The following is a 17,870-nucleotide window of genomic DNA, read 5'->3' as shown; positions in this document are numbered from 1 at the left end:
TCGATTCGGAAGTCGGCATGATGCCGGATGTGATGGAGGCGACACTATGGTTGAAGACGCGCTGAAGCTTCGCACGCAATTGCCAAGGCCCGATGTGACGCCCGAGGACGCTGCGCGCATTCTTTCGGAGCATTTCGGCCTTTCCGGCACCCTGACCGAACTGGGCAGCCAGCAGGATCGCAACTACCGGATCGACACCGGCGAGGCACTTTTCGTCCTGAAGATCTGCCGAGCGGCCTACGATCCGCTGGAACTGCAAGCCCAGAACGCCGCCTTGTTGCATCTCGCCCGTCAGACCGGCTCGGTGCGGGTGCCGCAGGTCATGCGCGCGCTCGATGGCAACGACATCGTCGATGTGACGGTGCGCGGCGAGGACTATCGCGTTCGCCTGTTGACCTATCTCGATGGCGTGCCGTTGACGCGGCGCAAACATCTGACAGCGGAAACCGTGGCCGCGCTCGGCGACATTGCCGGGCGGCTGGCGGTGGCACTCAGCGATTTCGATCATCCGGGCCTCGACCGCGAGCTGCAATGGGATCTACGCCACGCCGCACCGGTCGCCTTGCACCTGCTTTCCGCCATGACCGACGAGGGCCTGAAGAAGCGCATCGCCGAGGCGATGGTCGGAGCCATGCGCCGGCTGCAGCCGCTGACGGCCGATCTGCGCCTCCAGGCGATCCACCATGATGTGACTGACGACAATGTCGTCGGCCAACCGGATGCGGCCGGCCGGCCGATCCCGGATGGCGTCATCGATTTCGGCGATATTCTGAAGGGCTGGCTCGTCGCAGAGCTCGCCGTCACATGCGCTTCGCTGCTGCATCATGCCGATGGCGATCCTCTCTTCGTTCTGCCGGCCATCAGGGCCTTTCACGCGGTTTGCCCGCTTGAGGAAAACGAGCTGAAGGCATTGTGGCCGCTGATCGTTGCGCGTGCCGCGGTTCTGATCGCCAGTTCCGAGCAGCAGCTCACCATCGATCCTGAGAACGCCTATGTGCAGGGCAACGCGGCCCATGAGCGCGAGATCTTCGACGTTGCCGTCTCCGTACCGCCGGCCATGATGCAATACGCGATCCTGCGTGCCGTCGATGCGGTACCGGAGGCGACGATGCCGGTGGTGGGTGAGGGATTGCTCGTCGACATCGAGCCTGCCGGCGTGCGCCAGATCGATCTTTCCATCTTGAGCCCGCTGCTTCCCGAGGAGCGCTGGCAGCACGAGGCGCTGCCGGCCTCGTTGCTGCAGACGGCGGCGCACGCGATCGGGATGGCGTCGACCCGGTATGGCGAGTACCGGATGACCGAGAGCGCGCTTCGGGCGTCCGCGCCGATGCCGACCTTCGCCCTGCATGTCGATCTCTGCCTGCCGACCGGGACTGTCGTCAGGGCACCCTTTGCCGGCCGACCCGAATGGCATGACGGGCGGATGGTCCTGAACGGTGGGGCGGTCGTTCTCCATCTCTCCGGTCTCGAACCGTCCGAGGATACGGAAGAGACGGTTGCTGCCGGCACGCCGATCGGCACGGTGGTCGAGGCCGGCCATGGGCTTGGCCTGATCCGGGTGCAGCTCTGCCGCGAACCGGGACTGAACCCGCCGCTGTTTGTCCCGGCCCATCAGGCGGATGCGTGGCGCATGCTCTGCCCGTCACCATCAGGCATCCTCGGTTTCGACTGCGATGCGCCGAGACCGCATTCGACCGACCTGCTTGACCGCCGCAAGCGGCACTTCGCCAGGCAGCAGAAAAACTACTATCGCAATCCACCGCAGATCGAACGCGGCTGGAAGGAACATCTGTTCGACGTCGAGGGCAGGGCCTATCTCGACATGGTCAACAACGTCACCATCCTCGGCCACGGACATCCGCGGCTGGCGGCAGCGGTCGGCCGGCAATGGTCGCTGCTCAATACGAATTCGCGTTTCCATTATGCTTCGGTCGCCGAGTTTTCCGCGCGGCTTGCAGCACTCGCGCCCGATGGCCTCGACACGGTGTTCCTGGTCAACAGCGGCTCGGAAGCGAACGATCTCGCCTTGCGGCTCGCCTGGGCCTTTTCCGGCCAGCGCAACATCGTCAGTCTGCTCGAGGCCTATCACGGCTGGACGGTGGCGAGCGACGCGGTCTCGACCTCGATCGCTGACAACCCGCAGGCGCTTGAGACCCGCCCTGACTGGGTGCATGCCGTGGTGGCGCCAAACACCTATCGAGGCCCGTTCCGCGGCGCCGGCACGACCGACAATTACGTCCGGTCGGTTGCGACCAAGCTGCGCGAACTGGAGGACGGGGGGCAAGGCCTTGCCGGCTTCATCTGTGAGCCGGTCTATGGCAACGCCGGCGGCATTCCCTTGCCGAAAGGCTATCTCGACGCCGTCTATGCCATGGTTCGCCAGCGCGGTGGTGTCTGCATCGCAGACGAGGTGCAGGTCGGTTACGGCAGGCTCGGGGACTATTTCTGGGGTTTCGAGGAACAGGGCGTCGTGCCCGATATCATCACCATCGCCAAGGGCATGGGCAACGGCCATCCGCTCGGCGCCGTCATCACGCGGCGTGAGATTGCCGACGCCCTGGAGAAGGAAGGTTATTTCTTCTCGTCATCAGGCGGCAGTCCGGTGAGTTCCATCGTCGGTCAGACGGTGCTCGATCTTCTCGAAGAGGAGAAATTGCAGGACAACGCGCGCGTCGTCGGCGGCTACCTCAAGACGAGGCTCGAAGCGCTGGAGCAGCGGTTTCCGCTGGTCGGCGCCGTGCACGGCATGGGGCTTTATCTCGGTGTCGAGTTCGTCCGCGATCGCGAAACGCTGGAGCCCGCGACAGAAGAGACCGCGGCCATCTGCGATCGCCTTCTTGAGTTTGGCGTCATCATGCAGCCGACCGGCGACCACCTGAACGTCTTGAAGATCAAGCCGCCGCTCTGCCTCAGCCGGGAAAGCGCCGACTTTTTTGCCGACATGCTCACGCGTGTTCTTGACGAGGGTTGGTAGACGCGGGTCCCACCGACGGCAGACGCCGGTAGGACTGCCTCACCAGCCGGCGAATTCTGAAAGCACCGCGTCTGAAACCCGGCCGGCTACGACATCGCCAAAGGCGCGGTCGAGAATGTCGAGCGCCTGGTCGATGTCCGCGTCCGAGATCGTCAGCGGCGGGGTCATCTCCAAAACGTTCGAATTCATGCCGACATAATAGACGACGAGGCCGAGCTCATAGGCGCGGTAGATCAGCTTGGCCGTTTCTCTTGCTGCCGGTGAACGGCTGTCGCGGTCGGCAATCAGCTCCACGCCGCAGGCAAGGCCGCGTCCGCGCACATCGCCGATCAGCGTGTGACGCCCGGAAAGCTGCCGCAGGCCCTGGCGCAAACGTTCGCCCTTTCGGTGGGCAGCTTCGGCCAGTCCCTCGCGCTCGATGGTTTCGAGCACGGCAAGGCCGGCAGCTGTCGACACCGGGTTGCCATGTAGCGTCTGCATCGCAAAGGCCGTGGCGCAATCCATGATCTCGGCCGGGCCGATCGCTGCCGAAAGCGGCAGGCCGCCGCCGAGCCCTTTGCCGACCGTCAGGATATCGGGCACAAAATCCTCATGCTCGAAGCAGTGCATCCTGCCGCTGCGGCCGAGCCCGACCTTGACTTCGTCGCAGACGACGAGGATGCCGTGCCGTTGGCAGAGATCGGCAAATTTTTCGAAGAACCCCATCGGCGGCACGATCAGCCCGCCGTCGGACTGGATCGGCTCGATGAAGGCGCAGCCGATCCGCTCCGGCGGTGCCGAGGTCGCAAACTGCTGTTTCAGGAGGTCGAGGATTGCCTCGCCTGTAACGTCGCCTTGATAAGGCCGGTAGGGATCGGGGTAGGGCAGCAGGATCAGCCCCTCCGCCTTGGTCGCACCCGCCTGGACGCTGTGGCCGGAAAAGGCCATCGAGCCGGTGGTGCAGCCGTGATAGGCGCCAATGAAAGAGATGACGCCGGTGCGGCCGGTGGTTTTGGCGATCGCCCGGAAGACTGCTTCGTTGGCGTCGGAGCCGGAATGGCCGAACCACACCTTGTTGCGTCCCTTGCCGGGGAAAAGGCCGAGCAGTTTTTCCGCAAGGGCGGTCGCCGGTGCGTTGGCGGCGGAGAGAACGCTTGCGCCCGCCGGGTTGGCAACAGCCCGCGACACGGCCTCGACCAGGGCGGGATGGCCATAACCAAGGCTTGCAGCTCCCCAGGCGCCGGAAAGGTCGATCAGCTCGCGGCCGTTCTCCTCGACGAGACGTACACCCTTGCCGCCGGCGATGGCGAGCGGAAAGAAGCGCAGCTTCTGCAGGTTGGCAATCGCGTGTCCGTCCCTGGCGTAAAGGCCTTCGGTCACGGGCGGCACTCCCTGAGGCTCGTCTGGAGACAACGGGTCAGCCGCTCACCCCACGCCTTTACGCCCGCGTCGGTATCGATCAGGTCATGCCTGACTTCGATCAGCACGCCCGGCAGCTGGCGCGCGTCGGCATGCACCGGCACCGTATAATCCTCGTCCGGGTGGATGTTGTAGGGCTCGTTGTCGCCGATCGTCAGTTGCTCTTCCGAACTCAGGTCCCGGATCAGCGACTGCGCGAAAGCCTCGGCATCGCGATAGAGAATGCCCGCCTGCCACGGGCGCTGATTGCCGAAATAGACGGGGGTGAAACTGTGCACGCCAACGACAAACGGCCGTTCACCCCTTGTCTGCAGTAGATCAAGGCGCCGGGAAACGGCATCGGCGAAGGGCCTGAACAGCGTATCGATCCGCTGCTGTCGCTCCATCTCGCTCAGATCCCGGTTGGCCGGGATCTCCGTCGTTTCGCTCACTTCCGGAATGAAGGACGGCGCCGAAAGCGGACGGTTGCAGTCGATCACCAACCTTGAATAGTTGGTGAAGAACAACGGCGCGTCGAGGCTGAGGCTTAGATGCTGGGCGAGTGCCAAGGCCCCGATGTCCCAGGCGATATGGCGCTGGCGCTCGTGTTCGGGCAATCCCATGTCACCGAGTGCACGCGGCATGCGGTTGGACGCATGCTCGCACAAAAGCAGGAACGGCGATTTGCCGTCCGGGTTAAACACCGCATAGGGCGGCGGCTCGTCGATCGCCAGAAGCGGCTGGCGGGCGTCGTGCCTGCCGCGTCGGTCGTCGGGGCTCTTGATGGCCGTTGTCGAAGTCATGGGAGCCTATCCGTATCAGTAGACGGCCGCGTAGCGGGCGCAGAGTTCGTCGGGGGAGAGGCCGTCGACGATCTCGATTTCCTTGCGCTTCATCGCGACGTAGCAACCGAGGAAGTCCTTGGCGAACCAGCCGGTCACCACCTTGTCTTCGGCAAGCGTTTCGAGCGCTTCCGGCAGGCTTGCAGGCAGGCGGCGGATGCCGAGCTTCTTCTGGTCCGCGTCGGAAAAATCGGACGGGTCCGAGTTGATCAGCGGCGGCTGTTCGAGGCCAGCCCGGATACCTTCGAGGCCGGCCTTGAGCAGGACGGCCAGCGACAGATGCGGGCTCGCGCAGGCGTCGGCGGCGCGGTACTCCATGTTGAACTGCTTGGCCGGATTGCTGCCGGGCAGATCCAGCGTCGGGCAGATGCGGAGCGTCGCCTCGCGGTTCTTTTCGCCAAGGCAGGTATAGGCAGCGCTCCAATGGTGCGGAACGAGCCGCATGTAGGAGAGCACCGACGGGGCGGTGAAGGCGGTCAGCGCCGGGAGGTGGCGGATAACGCCGGCGGCGAAAGACCCGGCGACCTTCGACAGGCGACCCGGGCGCGACGCGTCGAAGGTGACAGGATTGCCGTCAAGATCGGTGAAGCTGACATGTAGGTGCACGCCGTTGCCCACGCCGTTGGCGCTCGTCTTCGGTGCGAAGCTTGCGTTCCAGCCGAAGAGGGCGGCCACTTCCTTGGTGATGGCGCGGATCGTGGCGCCACGGTCGGCAGCGGTCAGCGCATCCGCCGGGCGGCAGGTGATCTCGAACTGGTCCTTGCCATATTCGGGCAGGAACATTTCCGGCTCGGCGCCCGCCTCCTGCAGTGCCGTCATCAACAGCGGGCCGAAGGGTTCGGCACGGCGTTGCGCGCGCAGGCCGAAGGACGGCGCGTCGGGCCAGTCGACGCCGAGAAGCTGGAACTCCTGCTCGACGGCGGAGATGACTTTCAGCCCGGCCTCGCGCTCGAATTCCTCAAGCGTGCGCTTGAGCAAGCTGCGAACGCAGCACTCCCACGGGTCGCCTTTGAGGTCGGTGATATCGGAGTGATAGAAATGCAGCGGGGTGACGTCGGGCAGGCAGGTGACGCGCGCCTTGCTGGCGGGGTCGGCCATCAGCCTGAGGTCGCCGGCCGAGCCCCAGGGATTGTTTTCGGCGATCTGGTCGAAGGGTGTCAGCGCCAGATTGGCAGGCACCCAGCCGACGCCCTTGCGCAGATAGTCGTCGATCTGTGCAGCGGCAAAGCTGCGGCCGCGGGTGATGCCGGCGATGTCGGTGGTGACGAAGGTCGCGAGTTCCGTCAGTGCGGAATGAGCCTTGCCGTTGTTGGTCTCGGTCATGAATTCCCCTCTTGTCTCAAGATCTTCGGCAGCGGCTCAGGCTTGGCGCAGGCCCTGAAGGCGGTTGACGACGGTGTCGGTATCGGTGGTCCAGCAGTAGCCGGAATAGGCGCGAAGGGCGCCTTCGTGGCGCTCGGGGCTGTAGGTCGCACAGGCGTCGCTGACGACGGTGACGAGATAGCCGCGGTCGGCGGCGTCGCGCACCGCCATGTCGACGCACTGGTCGGTGATGACGCCGGCGATGATCAGATAGCGGGTGTTGAGGTTGCGCAGGATGTAGTCGATGTTGGTCGAGTTGAAGACGCCGGAAGAGGTTTTCGGCAGCACGATCTCGTTGTCGACAGGCGCCAGTTCGGGAATGACCTGGCCCTCGGGCGAGCCCTTCGGCACATGCATGTCGGAAAGCTTGTGGTCGAGCGAGCGGTCGCGGCCGTCAAGCGTCAGGCTCTCGATGATGGTGTGCAGCACTTCGCAGCCGGAACTGCGGGCCGCCTCGAGGATGCGGACCTGGTTGGGGATCACCGTCTGGCGCAGCCGCTTGTGATAGTAGCTGTCGGCGTCCTGCGGGTGGGTCGGATCGAGATTGGGTTCGCACCAGATGCGCTGCATGTCGACGAACAGCACGGACGTGCGGCCGCGCTCGTAGTCGCTGTCGCGCCTCAGCATGTCGTCACCGACCTTCACTGTAACGGCACTCATTCGGATTCTCCTCGGTTGTGGTCCTGGCCTTTCGGCAGATAGTCAGCGGCCGTCGTCGACGTTCGGGTTGAGAGCGTCTTCGGTGATGGCGTAGCCGCGGCGCAGCTCCTCCATCTTCTCGATGCGGGCGCGCGATTGGGTGGCGAGACGGGCCGTCAGCGCGGCGATCAGCGCTTCCGTCTGGGCGATCGCCGGCACCATCGTGTCGTAGGGCGAGACCGTATCGACCGGCGCCGTCAGCGTGACGGTGGCGAATTCGGCGATCGGCGAAAGCCACCGGTCGGTGAACAGCACGATCCGTGCGCCTTGTGCGGCCGCCTGCTTGGCGAAGCGAATGGTGTCGTTCTGGTAGCGGCGGTAATCGTAGACGAACAGCACGTCGCGTTTGCCGAGATCGACGAGCTGGTCGACCTGGTCGGCCTGGCTGCCGTTGATCCAGCGGGTGTCGCCGCGCAGCTGCTTCATATGCGACCAGAGCAGGCCGGCGAGAAAACCGCTGAACCGACCGCCGAGGCAATGCGCTCGTGCGCTCGTGTCTGCCGCCGCATCGACCGCCGCCTCGAAATCCTCCGACGGCAGCATCTGCATCGAAGCTTCGAGCGCATGGATGCTGGCGCGCAGGAAGTACTGGTAGAAGTTCTCCTGTTCCAGCGACGGCCGCCGCTCGTCGAGCATCGACAGCGGCGAACTCATGCGTTCCTGCACTTCGCCGAGCAGCGCCTTCTGAAACTCCGGATAGCCCTCGAAGCCAAGCTTGTTGGCGAAGCGCACCACGGTCGGATTGCTGACCCCCGCCGACGAAGCCAGATAGGCAACGGTATTCAATCCCGCTGCCGGATAGTTCGACAGGAGCTGCCGCACGATCTTCAGTTCCGATCGTGTGAAAGTAATAGCCCCGTCTGTCAGTCGATCCCGGATTGCCACGATTTCCGCCTCCCAAAAATGATGGCTTGAACCCCGATTTCTAATTTTTGTTACATAATTGCTAGCAGAGAATGTTTTTTGAAACAAGATTGACATTTGATCGCGATGGGATAACTTTCATTACGGGAACTGGCCCGAGCCAAAAACAAAGGCGGGCCGACAATTCGGGGGAATGCAGATGGTCCGCGTCAGGCGAGAAACCGTCGTCGGTATCCTTTTAACGTCGTTGCCGCTGCTGGTGGCCGCTGCCGTCGCTTCGCTGGTTTTTCCGGGGAGCGGTGAGCGCCTCGTGACGCTGTTCATGATCAACGTGATCGCAGTGCTCGGCATCGGCATGTATGCTGGCAATTCGGGCATCGTTTCCTTCGGCCATGTCGGCTTCATGGCGATCGGCGCCTATGCGTCCGGCCTTCTCACCATCAACCCGATCGTCCAGAAGACGGCGCTGCCGCACCTGCCGGAATGGCTCGCCGGCATCGGCATGTCGTTCCTGCCGGCGCTTGCCGTGGCGCTGGTGGTCGTGGCGCTAGTCGCGGTGCTGATCGGAATACCCGTCGCGCGCCTTGCCGGTTCATCGGCTTCGATCGCGACGCTCGGCTTTCTCGTGATCGTCCATGTCGTGTTGGTCGCCTCGACCGATATCACCCGCGGCAGCCAGACCTTCTTCGGCATCCCGCGCGCGGTCAATCTGTGGGTGGCGTTGCCTTTTGCGGTGGCCGCCATCGCCATCGCCCGTCTCTACCGGGATTCGAGCGCGGGGCTGAAGTTGAGGGCCTCACGTGAGGACGAGATCGCCTCGACCGCCGTCGGCGTCAATGTCAGGCTTCATCGGTTTGTCGGCTGGGTCCTCGGCGCCATTCTGGCAGGGGCGGCGGGCGCGTTGCTGGCGCATTTCCTCGGCGCCTTCTCGCCCAAGGACTTCTATTTCAACCTGACCTTCGTGCTGCTCGCCATGCTGATCCTCGGTGGCGTCACCACCGTTTCGGGTGCGGTCGGCGGAACGGCCGTGATCATGCTGATCGTCGAGCTTCTGCGCAAACTCGAAGGCGGTGTCGACCTCGGCTTCGTCACGCTTCCGACCGTCTTCGGTCTCACGGATATCGGCATCGGCGTTGCGATCCTGGTGGTGATGTATCGGCTCCAGGACGGGATCTTCGGGGTCCGCGAGCTGGATGAGCGTCTTGCCTGGTTGAAGCGCTTTGCCGCAAAGCCTGCGACAGCCTCCGACAGCGCGCAAAAAATTGCTCCGGTCCCACCGGGCGGAACACTCAAGGTCGAAAATCTCGGCAAGAAATTCGCCGGACTTGTGGCGCTGGAAAACGCCAATTTCGAGATCAAGCCGGGTCTCGTGACCGGTCTCATCGGCCCGAATGGGGCCGGCAAGTCGACGCTGATCAACAGCGTCTCCGGCGTCGTTCCGCCGTCGAGTGGCCGCGTGCTGATCGACGGCAAAGATATCGCATCGCTGTCGGTTCACGCGGTTCCTGTCGCCGGCCTCGCGCGCACCTTCCAGAACATCCGCCTGTTCAAGAACCTGACCGTGCTCGAAAACGTCACGGTGGCGGCGAGTGCTTTGAAGGGCAATGGCGAGGACCCGATGGAAAGCGCCCGGCTGGTGCTTTCAGAGGTTGGGCTCGACGGCTTTTCCGACCAGCTTGCCGGAACACTTTCCTATGGCGCGCAACGCCGTCTCGAGATCGCCCGCGCACTGGCCTTGAGGCCGCGCTACCTGCTGCTCGACGAGCCGGCGGCCGGCATGAACCCTGCCGAAACGCAGGAACTGATGCACGTGCTCGACCGCATCCGCACGAAGTACCGCCTCGGCCTGCTCGTCGTCGAGCATGACCTGAAGCTGATCATGCGGCTCTGCGATATCGTCGTCGTCCTCAACAAGGGCCAGCAGATCGCCATCGGCACACCGGCGGAGATCCAGGCCAACCCGGCTGTGATCGAAGCCTATATCGGCCGTCGCCGTTCGTCAGCGCAGGCGCAGCATGAGGTTGTCGAGGCCACCGGTCTCCGGCCGGGCACAGGCAGCCTTCACAATCCAGCTTGATCAGCAAACGAAATCAGAAAGAGGGAGCTTACCGATGAAATCGAATCTCAGGGCACTGTGCCTCACCACCATCCTTAGCGGCTTCGCGCTGTCGCCGCTGCCGGCATTTGCCGAAGATTTGGTCATCGGTCTTGCCACCGCCCAAACCGGCGGCCTTGCTCCCTATGACCAGCCGTCGCTGAAGGGCCTGGAAATGGCCGTCGAGGAAATCAACGCGGCTGGCGGCGCTGCCGGCAAGTTCCCGATCAAGCTGGTGGCCAAGGACACGCGCTCGGACGCTGCCCAGACGGCACTGGTGGCGCAGGAACTGGTTGATCAGGGCGTCAAGATCATGATCACGCCTTGCGATGCCGATCCGTCGATCGCCGCCGGCCAGGTGACGCAGGCGGCGCAAATCCCTGCCTTCTCGTTCTGTGCGACCACCCCGACCATGCCGCTTGCTGTCGGCGACTACATGTTCGGCAACTATCCCGCCGACAACGTCCAGGCCGCAGTGCTCGCAGCCTACGCCGTCGAGAAGGGCTACAAGAAGGCTTACATCCTCAAGTCTCCCGATAGCGCCTATACGCTGAAGCTTCCGGAATATTTCGGCGAAGCCTTCAAGGCCAAGGGCGGCGAGCTTCTGGGCGAAGGCACCTTCAGCATGGGCCAGCAGGATTTCGGCGCCGAAGTCACCAAGATCAAGGCGATGAATCCGGCACCCGACGTCATCATGACGGCTGCCTACGAGCCCGATTTTCCGGCCTTCATCCGCCAGCTGCGCGGCGCCGGCGTCACCATTCCGATCCTCGGCAGCGACGGCATCGATTCGCCGACGACATTCGGACTTGGCGCCACCGTCGACGGCGTGGTCTTCACCACGGCCGGGTTTGCCAGTGAGGGCAGCCCGCTCGCCGACTTCAACGTGAAGTACAAGGAGAAGTTCGGTCAGGTGCCGGATACGGTCTACATTGCCAACGGCTACGACCTCGGCAAGGTCATCGACGCTGCCGTGACCGAAGCCAACAGCATCGACCCGGTCGCCATCCGCAACGCCATCGCCTCGCTCGAAAACGTCCAGGGTGTCACCGGCCCGATCAGCTACGCCGGCACGCAAGGCATGCCATTGCGTTCGGTCTCGCTGGTTCGCATCGGAGGTGGCAACCGCGAGCTGATCAGCCAGGGCGTTCCCGCCGCGGCCGACATTCCGGCCCCCTGAGCCGCCACCACTTGCGATCTTCGGCGTCGCGCCGGAGATCGTTCGGCCGCCTGCAGGGCCGTCTCGCAATCCATGGCAAGGACTTTGCCCCGATGATGCACAGTGAAATTCCCGCTCAGAAGCCCCTGCTCGAAGTGAGCGGCCTCAAGGTTGCCTATGGTGCCGTCGAGGCGCTGAAGGGGGTCGATCTCACCGTCAACAAAGGGCAGATCGTCACGCTGCTCGGCGCCAACGGCGCCGGCAAGAGCTCGACGCTGAATGCGCTGATGGGCCTGGCGGCAAAGAAGGCGGGGCGGGTGTCGTTCAATGGCCAGGACATTTCCGGCCTGCCGCCGGAACAGATCGTCAGGCTCGGCATGACGCTGACGCCGGAAGGCCGGCGCATCTTTCCAAGCCTGACGGTGGACGAACACCTGCTGCTTGGCGGCGCCATGCACAAGGCGCGCGGGGTGATATCCGACGTGCGCGAGGACATGCTGTCGCGTTTCCCGATCCTGAAAGAACGTCTTAGCCAGAAAGCCGGTTCGCTGTCCGGTGGCGAGCAGCAGATGCTGGCGATCGCCCGTTCGATGATGTCGTCGCCCGACCTTTTGCTGCTCGACGAGCCTTCGCTCGGGCTGGCGCCGCAGGTGGTCGACCTGATCTTCGACCTGATCGCCGGTCTGCGCCAGAAGGGCCTGACGATCCTGCTCGTCGAGCAGAACGTAGCACTTTCGCTCGAAATCGCCGACGCGGGCTATGTCATGGCGAACGGGCGCATCGTGCTCTCCGGCACTGCCGCCGAACTTCGCAATTCAACTGAAATCCAGGGTGCCTATCTCGGCGCTTGAGGCCGGGGGCAAAGAGGTCACAACGATGGACATGTTCCTGCAGCAGCTGGTCAACGCGCTGAGCCTCGGCGGCACCTATGCGCTTCTCGCGCTTGGGCTCGCGGTCGTCTTCTCGATCATGGGGCTGATCAATTTCGCCCATGGCGAACTGATGACGGCGGCGGGCTACGGGCTGTGCTTCGCCCTTCTGCTGGGCGTGCCCTTTCCGCTCGCCATCTTCGGCGCGCTGATGATCGCGGTGGCGCTTGCCATGTTGATGGAGCGCATCGCCTTTCGGCCGGTGCGGGGCGCGAGCGGCACGACGCTGCTTCTCACCAGCTTTGCCGTCAGCGCCATCCTGCGCGTCATCTTCCAGAACTTCATTTCGGCGCGGCCGAAGCCGGTGCCGATGCCGGAGAGCTTTTCCGGGACGATCGAGATCGGTGGCCTTCACCTCGGCCTGATCCAAGGCACATCGATCCTGGTCACGGTCATCATGCTCGTCGGGCTCAACCTCTTCCTGCGCACCACCGTTCTCGGCCGGGCGATGCGTGCGGCTTCGGAGGATTTCGCCATCGTCCGGCTGATGGGTATTCGCGCCAATGCCGTGGTTGCGACCGCCTTTGCCATTTCGGGACTGCTCGCGGGCGTCGCGGGCATTCTCTGGGTGGCGCAGCGCGGCAGCGTCGATCCGCTGATGGGCTTCCTGCCGGTCTTGAAGGCCTTCATCGCCGCGATCATTGGCGGGCTCGGCAGCCTCTCCGGCGCCGTTGCCGGCGGCTTCCTGCTCGGCTTCATCGAGGTGTTCCTGCAGGCCTATCTGCCGGAAAGCCTGCTCAGCTACCGCGATGCCTTCACCATCCTGCTCGTCATCGGCGTGCTTCTCTTCGCGCCGCAGGGGCTGCTTGCGCGCAAGACGATCGTCAAACTCTGAAGGGTTGCGCCCCACCTGTCGGTTGACCAGAAAAAACGCTCCGGCGTCGGAAATGTCAGACGGTGACAGATCCTGCTGTTTGACGAAAGGGGCATCCCCACGCCCTCTTTCCGGCCTTGTGCCGGAATCCAGCGATCCGACGTCGGTCGGGTCAGAGGACTTTTCAGCCCAAGGACTTGGGCTGGCTGGATCCCTGTGACAGGCACAGGGATGAGGGAAGTCTTCGCTGGTGTCGGGATTTCCCGATCTGCTATGACGAGGCCTGACTTGTCGACTGTCCGCTGTCCATCATCGCCGTACGTTTTGTCGGAACCTCCAGATCCCCCTTGGGAAAGCTGCCACAAGCGGCGTTGCGCAACGCCTCGCTCCGAGCAGACAGACAGAATGCAACCGCCCCTTGTCAAACGCCAGAAGCGAAAAACGCCGCGGTGAGGGCCGCGGCGCATGGTTGGTTGGTCTATTTATTGGCGCAATTCCGGAGGGAAGACCTTCTCCGGATTTGCCTGCGATCAGCGCGCCGGCGGCGCGTACATCAGGCCGCCCTGGCTCCACAGCTTGTTGAGGCCGCGGTCGATCTTGAGCGCACTGTCCTTGCCCAGGTGCTTTTCGAAGACCTCGCCATAGTTGCCGACGGCGGAGATCGCCTGGAAGGCCCATGTCGGGCCGAGGCCCAGCGCCTTGCCGGCTTCGTTGTCGATGCCCAGGAACCGCTTCTGGCCGACCGTGCCGCTTTCCTGCATCTTGGCCGCGTTCTCCTTGGTGATACCAAGTTCTTCGGCCTCGATCATCGCGAACAATGTCCAGCGAACGACCTTGAACCACTGCTCGTCGCCCTGGCGCACGGCCGGTCCGAGCGGCTCCTTGGAGATGACTTCCGGCAACACGACGAAGCGGTCCGGGTCGTTCAGCGTCAGGCGCTGGGCGTAGAGCGCCGAGGCGTCGGTCGAATAGACGTCGCAGCGCGCCGTGTTGAAGGCCTGGATCGTCTGGTCGGGCTTTTCGAAAGCGATGACCTGGTACTGGATGTTGTTGGAGCTGAAGTAGTCGGCCATGTTCTGCTCGGTGGTCGTGCCGGTTTCCGTGCAGACGGAGGCGCCCGAGAGTTCCTTGACGCTCTTCACGCCGAGGTCGTTGCGCACCATGAAGGCCTGGCCGTCATAGTAGTTGACGCCGACGAAGCTCATGCCGAGATCGCTGTCGCGCGACAGCGTCCAGGTGGTCTGGCGCGAAAGCAGATCGACTTCGCCCGACTGCAGCGCGGTGAAGCGCTCCTTGGTCGAGAGCGGCACGTATTTCACCTTGTCCGGGTTGCCGAGCGTGGCCGCAGCGACCGCGCGGCAGAAGTCGATGTCGAAGCCGCTCCACTCGCCCTTGTCGTTCGGCGCGGAAAAGCCGAGCACGCCCTGGCTGACGCCGCAGCGAAGTTCGCCGCGTTCCTTGACGACATCAAGCGTGGCGGCGCTGGCTGCCGTTCCGGCGAGAAACGCCGCACTCGCAAGTGCTAGAATTCCAAGTTTCATTGTCCTGTTCTCCTCTTGTTATGCAGTTTTAAAGGCACGCGTCTTCGCTGCCGGGGCACGTGCGCGTCCCGGCCAACTGGCTATCGTTTCGGCGGTATCGAGCCCGGTCTTAACCGAGCTTCCTGCTCACATCCGCAAAGGTCTCTTCGAGGACGGCGAGCAGATGATCGGCGTCGCGTTTCGAGAAGATCATCGGCGGACGCATCTTCAAGACGTTGTCATGTGGCCCTTCGGTGCCCATCAACACGCCGCGCTGGCGGGCGCCGTTGGAAACGGCCCGGGCAAATTCGGTGGCGGGTGCCTTGGTATTGCGGTCGCTGACCAGTTCGATGCCAAGGAACAGCCCCATGCCGCGGACGTCGCCGATCACCTCGTAACGCGCCTGCATCGCCCGGAAGGAGCCGATGAGGTAGTTGCCGATAGCAAGTGCGTTGCCGCGCAGGTCCTGCCCCTCGATGACGTCGAGCACGGCAAGGCCGACGGCGCAGGAAACCGGGTTTCCGCCGAAGGTGTTGAAGTACTCCATGCCGTTGTTGAAGCTGTCGGTGACCTCGCGGGTGGTGACGACGGCGGCCAGCGGATGGCCGTCGCCGATCGGCTTGCCCATGGTGACGATGTCGGGAACGATCCCTTGAGTCTCGAACGCCCACCAGTGGCTGCCGACACGGCCGAAGCCGACCTGAACCTCATCGGCGACGCAGACGCCGCCGGCTTCGCGCACCAGGCGATAGACTTCCTTCAAGTAGCCTTCGGGCAGGAACACCTGGCCGGCAACGCTCGGGATCGATTCCGCGATGAAGAAGCCGAGGCCTTCGCCCTTTGCCTGCATGGCCGCGATCTGCTCTGCGACGCTTTCGGCAAAGCGCTTGCCGTGTTCTTCTGCCGGCCAATCGGCGGGCGCGCGATAGCTGTCGGGAACGGCAGCGACATGGACATGCGGTTTCGGGCCCTTGCCGCCTTTGCGACGGAATTTGTAGGGGCTGATGTCGATCAGCTCCTGCGTGGTGCCGTGATAGGACCAGTCGAGCGTGATGGCGTTTTCACGGCCCGTATGCGCGCGCATCATGCGCAGCGCCAGGCTGTTTGCCTCCGAGCCGCTGTTGACGAAACCGGCGACTGTCAGTTCTTTCGGCAGCGTCGCGGTCAGCCGTTCCGCATAGGCGACAATATTGTCGTGCAGATAGCGCGTGTTGGTGTTGAGGATCGCCGCCTGCTTCGTCATCGCCTCGACGACCGCGGGATGGGCGTGGCCGATGTGGCAGACATTGTTGAAGCAGTCGAGATAGGCGCGGCCACTGTCGTCGATCAGCCAGACGCCTTCGCCGCGCACGAACTTGATCGGCTTTTCGTAGGAGATCGACAGGTTCGGCAGCAGCAGTTCCTTGCGCAGCTTGACGATCTCGTCATGCGCACGACCGCTCTTTGCGTAAAACTCCTCGGCAATGCCGGCGAAGGTGCGCGCATCGGGGAAGAGCTCGGCCCAGACGTCGAGATATTGCGGTTCGCCGACGCCGAGGATTTCGGTCGCCGAAAGGTTTGCGTCGATGGAAAGCTGCAAATGCAGGTGCGGCGCCCAGCCGCCGTTTTCCATCGGAGCACCCATTTCGCCGACGAGCGCACCGGCTTCGAGCCGGTCGCCAGCCTTGATCCGGCCCATTGTCTCGTGCGCCAGATGACCCCAGAGCGACACGAAGGGCGGGCAGCCCTCGGGTTCGTGGCGAAGCGCAATCAGGCAGCCGTAACCAAGCGGGTCCGCCTCGATCTCGACGCTGACGACGGTGGCGGCGATCGGTGTGAACACCTTGGTGCCGGCTGCCATGAACAGGTCGAGCCCGAGATGGCAGGTGCGGCGGGTGTTCTCGACCAGCCGTGAGACGAACATTTCGCCGGCATAGACGGTGCGCGCCTCACCCCAGGGGCCGATGCCGAGATCGACGCCGTTTTCGCGGCAATAGTCTTCCCAGATCGCCTGGGCCTCATCCGGCTGTTCACCGGCGGATTTCACCGTCATCGGATGATCAGGGTCGCCGTAGGGCACGAGCGCTGCTGGGTAGGTCGCGGCCGGGCGTTCGAGCAGCGGCGCGAGCGCCTTGCGGTTTTCGCTAATCCAGGCGGTAACGCCGCGCGTTCCCGGAGCTGCCTCGAAGCCGCAGGCCTTGCGCAGGATCGCGGTGGCAAAGCGCGGGTTCATCCGGTCGAGTTTGCGCAAGAGCGTCCAGGCTGGCCTTTCGCTGATGGCAAGGTAAGGATTGTCGGTCGTGTGGGCGCGGCGCGAGGCCGAGATCGTCACCGAGGTGACGAGCCGCATGGCGATGAGGTCGAAGAGAAGATCGACTTCCTCTTCGAGCAGCGGATATTCCGCGTGGAAGCCGCGGGCGATGGCGGCGGTGGCGCCGATCGGGTCGGGATGGTCGAGACCGGCATAGGCGGCGGCAATGGCGACTTCGGCAATGACGGGCGCATAGAGTGCGTCGCCGAAATCGATCAGCCCGGAGATGCGGTCATGATCTGATTTGTCGACCAGTACGTTCCAGTCGTTGGCGTCGTTGTGGATGACAGCCGACCGCAGTGTCGCCAGCCTCGGCTCCACCGACTTTGCAAAGCGGACAAGGAAACGCTCCAGCAATGCGCGGTCATCCGGCTCGGTTACATGGTTCAGCCTGTCCCTGGAACGGCCGGCCTTGCGAATGTCCCAGTCGAGGTCGCGCAACGCACCCGGATGCATGAAGCCTTTCAGCGAGGCGTCGAAGCGGCCGAGCATCTGGCCGAGCGACTGGAGCGCACTGGTGCTGCGGCCGGTTTCGGCGAGCGGGTTGCCCGAGACCCAGCTGACGAGGCGCAGCCTGTGGCTGACGCCGTGCTGGCTGGTGGTTCCGGCAAGGCTGGTGCCGGCCAATGTCGGCTTGATGTGCGGCACCGGCAATTCGGCGGCAAAGGTTCCGACATGGCTGAGCAGCGCCGTCTGGAAGTCGCTCTCGACCTCGGGCTCGGCGGCATTGACGACCTTCAGGATATAGGTGGCGCCGTCGGCGGCCTCGACCTTGAAGTTCTGGTCGCGTTCGCTGGCCAGCAGCGACAGCGTGCCGGAAAGGCCGTAATGCTGCTTCAGCAGTGCTGACGCAGCGTCGATAGAAAAGTCTGGTGTCGTCTTCAGCATGTCGTTCATGGGAACCCTCGTCTTGAGAGGCAGAGTTGCACGAGCGGCCGACGCATG

At 63.8% G+C, this 17,870-nt stretch carries 12 protein-coding genes; 5 read left to right on the top strand and 7 right to left on the bottom strand.

What is annotated here, in order from left to right; genetic code table 11:
• The first annotated feature begins 46 nt into the window (after nucleotides 1-46).
• Nucleotides 47-2,974: an aminotransferase gene (locus C6558_RS29275; protein WP_038575667.1), complete on the top strand. Its 2,928-nt coding sequence runs from the start codon at nucleotides 47-49 to the stop codon at nucleotides 2,972-2,974.
• A gap of 39 nt (nucleotides 2,975-3,013) precedes the next feature.
• On the opposite strand, the gene C6558_RS29270 is transcribed toward C6558_RS29275, so the two are convergent.
• From C6558_RS29270 to C6558_RS29250, 5 genes are read right to left on the bottom strand one after another with little or no spacing between them, the layout of a single operon-like run.
• Nucleotides 3,014-4,333 (bottom strand): aspartate aminotransferase family protein, encoded by a 1,320-nt coding sequence (locus C6558_RS29270; RefSeq protein WP_025424688.1) that lies wholly within the window; start codon nucleotides 4,331-4,333, stop codon nucleotides 3,014-3,016.
• On the bottom strand, nucleotides 4,330-5,154 hold the full coding sequence (locus tag C6558_RS29265) for an N-formylglutamate amidohydrolase (RefSeq protein WP_082557443.1): 825 nt from the start codon (nucleotides 5,152-5,154) through the stop codon (nucleotides 4,330-4,332). Before C6558_RS29265 ends, C6558_RS29270 begins: the two co-directional genes overlap by 4 nt.
• Nucleotides 5,155-5,169: 15 nt before the next feature.
• Nucleotides 5,170-6,516: a glutamine synthetase family protein gene (locus C6558_RS29260; RefSeq protein ID WP_057217897.1), complete on the bottom strand. Its 1,347-nt coding sequence runs from the start codon at nucleotides 6,514-6,516 to the stop codon at nucleotides 5,170-5,172.
• A gap of 36 nt (nucleotides 6,517-6,552) precedes the next feature.
• Nucleotides 6,553-7,215 (bottom strand): isochorismatase family cysteine hydrolase, encoded by a 663-nt coding sequence (locus C6558_RS29255; protein ID WP_025424685.1) that lies wholly within the window; start codon nucleotides 7,213-7,215, stop codon nucleotides 6,553-6,555.
• 42 nt (nucleotides 7,216-7,257) lie between these two features.
• The gene (locus C6558_RS29250) at nucleotides 7,258-8,139 is read right to left on the bottom strand and encodes a MurR/RpiR family transcriptional regulator (RefSeq protein WP_025424684.1); all 882 of its coding nucleotides are present in this window, start codon (nucleotides 8,137-8,139) and stop codon (nucleotides 7,258-7,260) included.
• A gap of 178 nt (nucleotides 8,140-8,317) precedes the next feature.
• On the opposite strand from C6558_RS29250, the gene C6558_RS29245 reads away from it, so the two are divergent.
• The 4 genes from C6558_RS29245 (at nucleotide 8,318) to C6558_RS29230 (ending at nucleotide 13,136) form a co-directional block, all read left to right on the top strand.
• On the top strand, nucleotides 8,318-10,195 hold the full coding sequence (locus tag C6558_RS29245) for an ATP-binding cassette domain-containing protein (RefSeq protein WP_025424683.1): 1,878 nt from the start codon (nucleotides 8,318-8,320) through the stop codon (nucleotides 10,193-10,195).
• 34 nt (nucleotides 10,196-10,229) lie between these two features.
• The gene (locus C6558_RS29240) at nucleotides 10,230-11,393 is read left to right on the top strand and encodes an ABC transporter substrate-binding protein (RefSeq protein ID WP_025424682.1); all 1,164 of its coding nucleotides are present in this window, start codon (nucleotides 10,230-10,232) and stop codon (nucleotides 11,391-11,393) included.
• Nucleotides 11,394-11,485: 92 nt separating this feature from the next.
• Nucleotides 11,486-12,223 (top strand): ABC transporter ATP-binding protein, encoded by a 738-nt coding sequence (locus C6558_RS29235; RefSeq protein ID WP_107028043.1) that lies wholly within the window; start codon nucleotides 11,486-11,488, stop codon nucleotides 12,221-12,223.
• Nucleotides 12,224-12,248: 25 nt separating this feature from the next.
• Nucleotides 12,249-13,136, top strand: a complete 888-nt coding sequence (locus tag C6558_RS29230; protein WP_025424680.1) for a branched-chain amino acid ABC transporter permease — start codon at nucleotides 12,249-12,251, stop codon at nucleotides 13,134-13,136.
• Nucleotides 13,137-13,645: 509 nt separating this feature from the next.
• Here the strand turns inward: C6558_RS29230 and C6558_RS29225 are convergent.
• Together C6558_RS29225 and C6558_RS29220 are read right to left on the bottom strand one after the other, a co-directional pair.
• A complete protein-coding gene (locus C6558_RS29225; protein WP_025424679.1) occupies nucleotides 13,646-14,656 on the bottom strand; it encodes an amino acid ABC transporter substrate-binding protein in 1,011 nt (336 codons plus the stop codon).
• Between the two features lie 109 nt (nucleotides 14,657-14,765).
• Nucleotides 14,766-17,822 (bottom strand): aminotransferase class III-fold pyridoxal phosphate-dependent enzyme, encoded by a 3,057-nt coding sequence (locus C6558_RS29220; protein WP_057217892.1) that lies wholly within the window; start codon nucleotides 17,820-17,822, stop codon nucleotides 14,766-14,768.
• Nucleotides 17,823-17,870: the final 48 nt, after the last annotated feature.

Source organism: Ensifer sp. NM-2, from assembly GCF_003024455.1.
Taxonomy (GTDB): Bacteria; Pseudomonadota; Alphaproteobacteria; order Rhizobiales; family Rhizobiaceae; genus Ensifer; species Ensifer canadensis.
This window is presented reverse-complemented; position numbering and strand designations above follow the sequence as displayed.

Excerpts from the sequence above, each read along its gene's own strand:
- C6558_RS29275 (WP_038575667.1), top strand. The coding sequence starts at position 47 with ATGGTTGAAGACGCGCTGAAGCTTCGCACGCAATTGCCAAGGCCCGAT.
- C6558_RS29265 (WP_082557443.1), bottom strand. The coding sequence starts at position 5,154 with ATGACTTCGACAACGGCCATCAAGAGCCCCGACGACCGACGCGGCAGG.
- C6558_RS29260 (WP_057217897.1), bottom strand. The coding sequence starts at position 6,516 with ATGACCGAGACCAACAACGGCAAGGCTCATTCCGCACTGACGGAACTC.
- C6558_RS29255 (WP_025424685.1), bottom strand. The coding sequence starts at position 7,215 with ATGAGTGCCGTTACAGTGAAGGTCGGTGACGACATGCTGAGGCGCGAC.
- C6558_RS29245 (WP_025424683.1), top strand. The coding sequence starts at position 8,318 with ATGGTCCGCGTCAGGCGAGAAACCGTCGTCGGTATCCTTTTAACGTCG.
- C6558_RS29240 (WP_025424682.1), top strand. The coding sequence starts at position 10,230 with ATGAAATCGAATCTCAGGGCACTGTGCCTCACCACCATCCTTAGCGGC.
- C6558_RS29235 (WP_107028043.1), top strand. The coding sequence starts at position 11,486 with ATGATGCACAGTGAAATTCCCGCTCAGAAGCCCCTGCTCGAAGTGAGC.
- C6558_RS29230 (WP_025424680.1), top strand. The coding sequence starts at position 12,249 with ATGGACATGTTCCTGCAGCAGCTGGTCAACGCGCTGAGCCTCGGCGGC.
- C6558_RS29225 (WP_025424679.1), bottom strand. The coding sequence starts at position 14,656 with ATGAAACTTGGAATTCTAGCACTTGCGAGTGCGGCGTTTCTCGCCGGA.
- C6558_RS29220 (WP_057217892.1), bottom strand. The coding sequence starts at position 17,822 with ATGAACGACATGCTGAAGACGACACCAGACTTTTCTATCGACGCTGCG.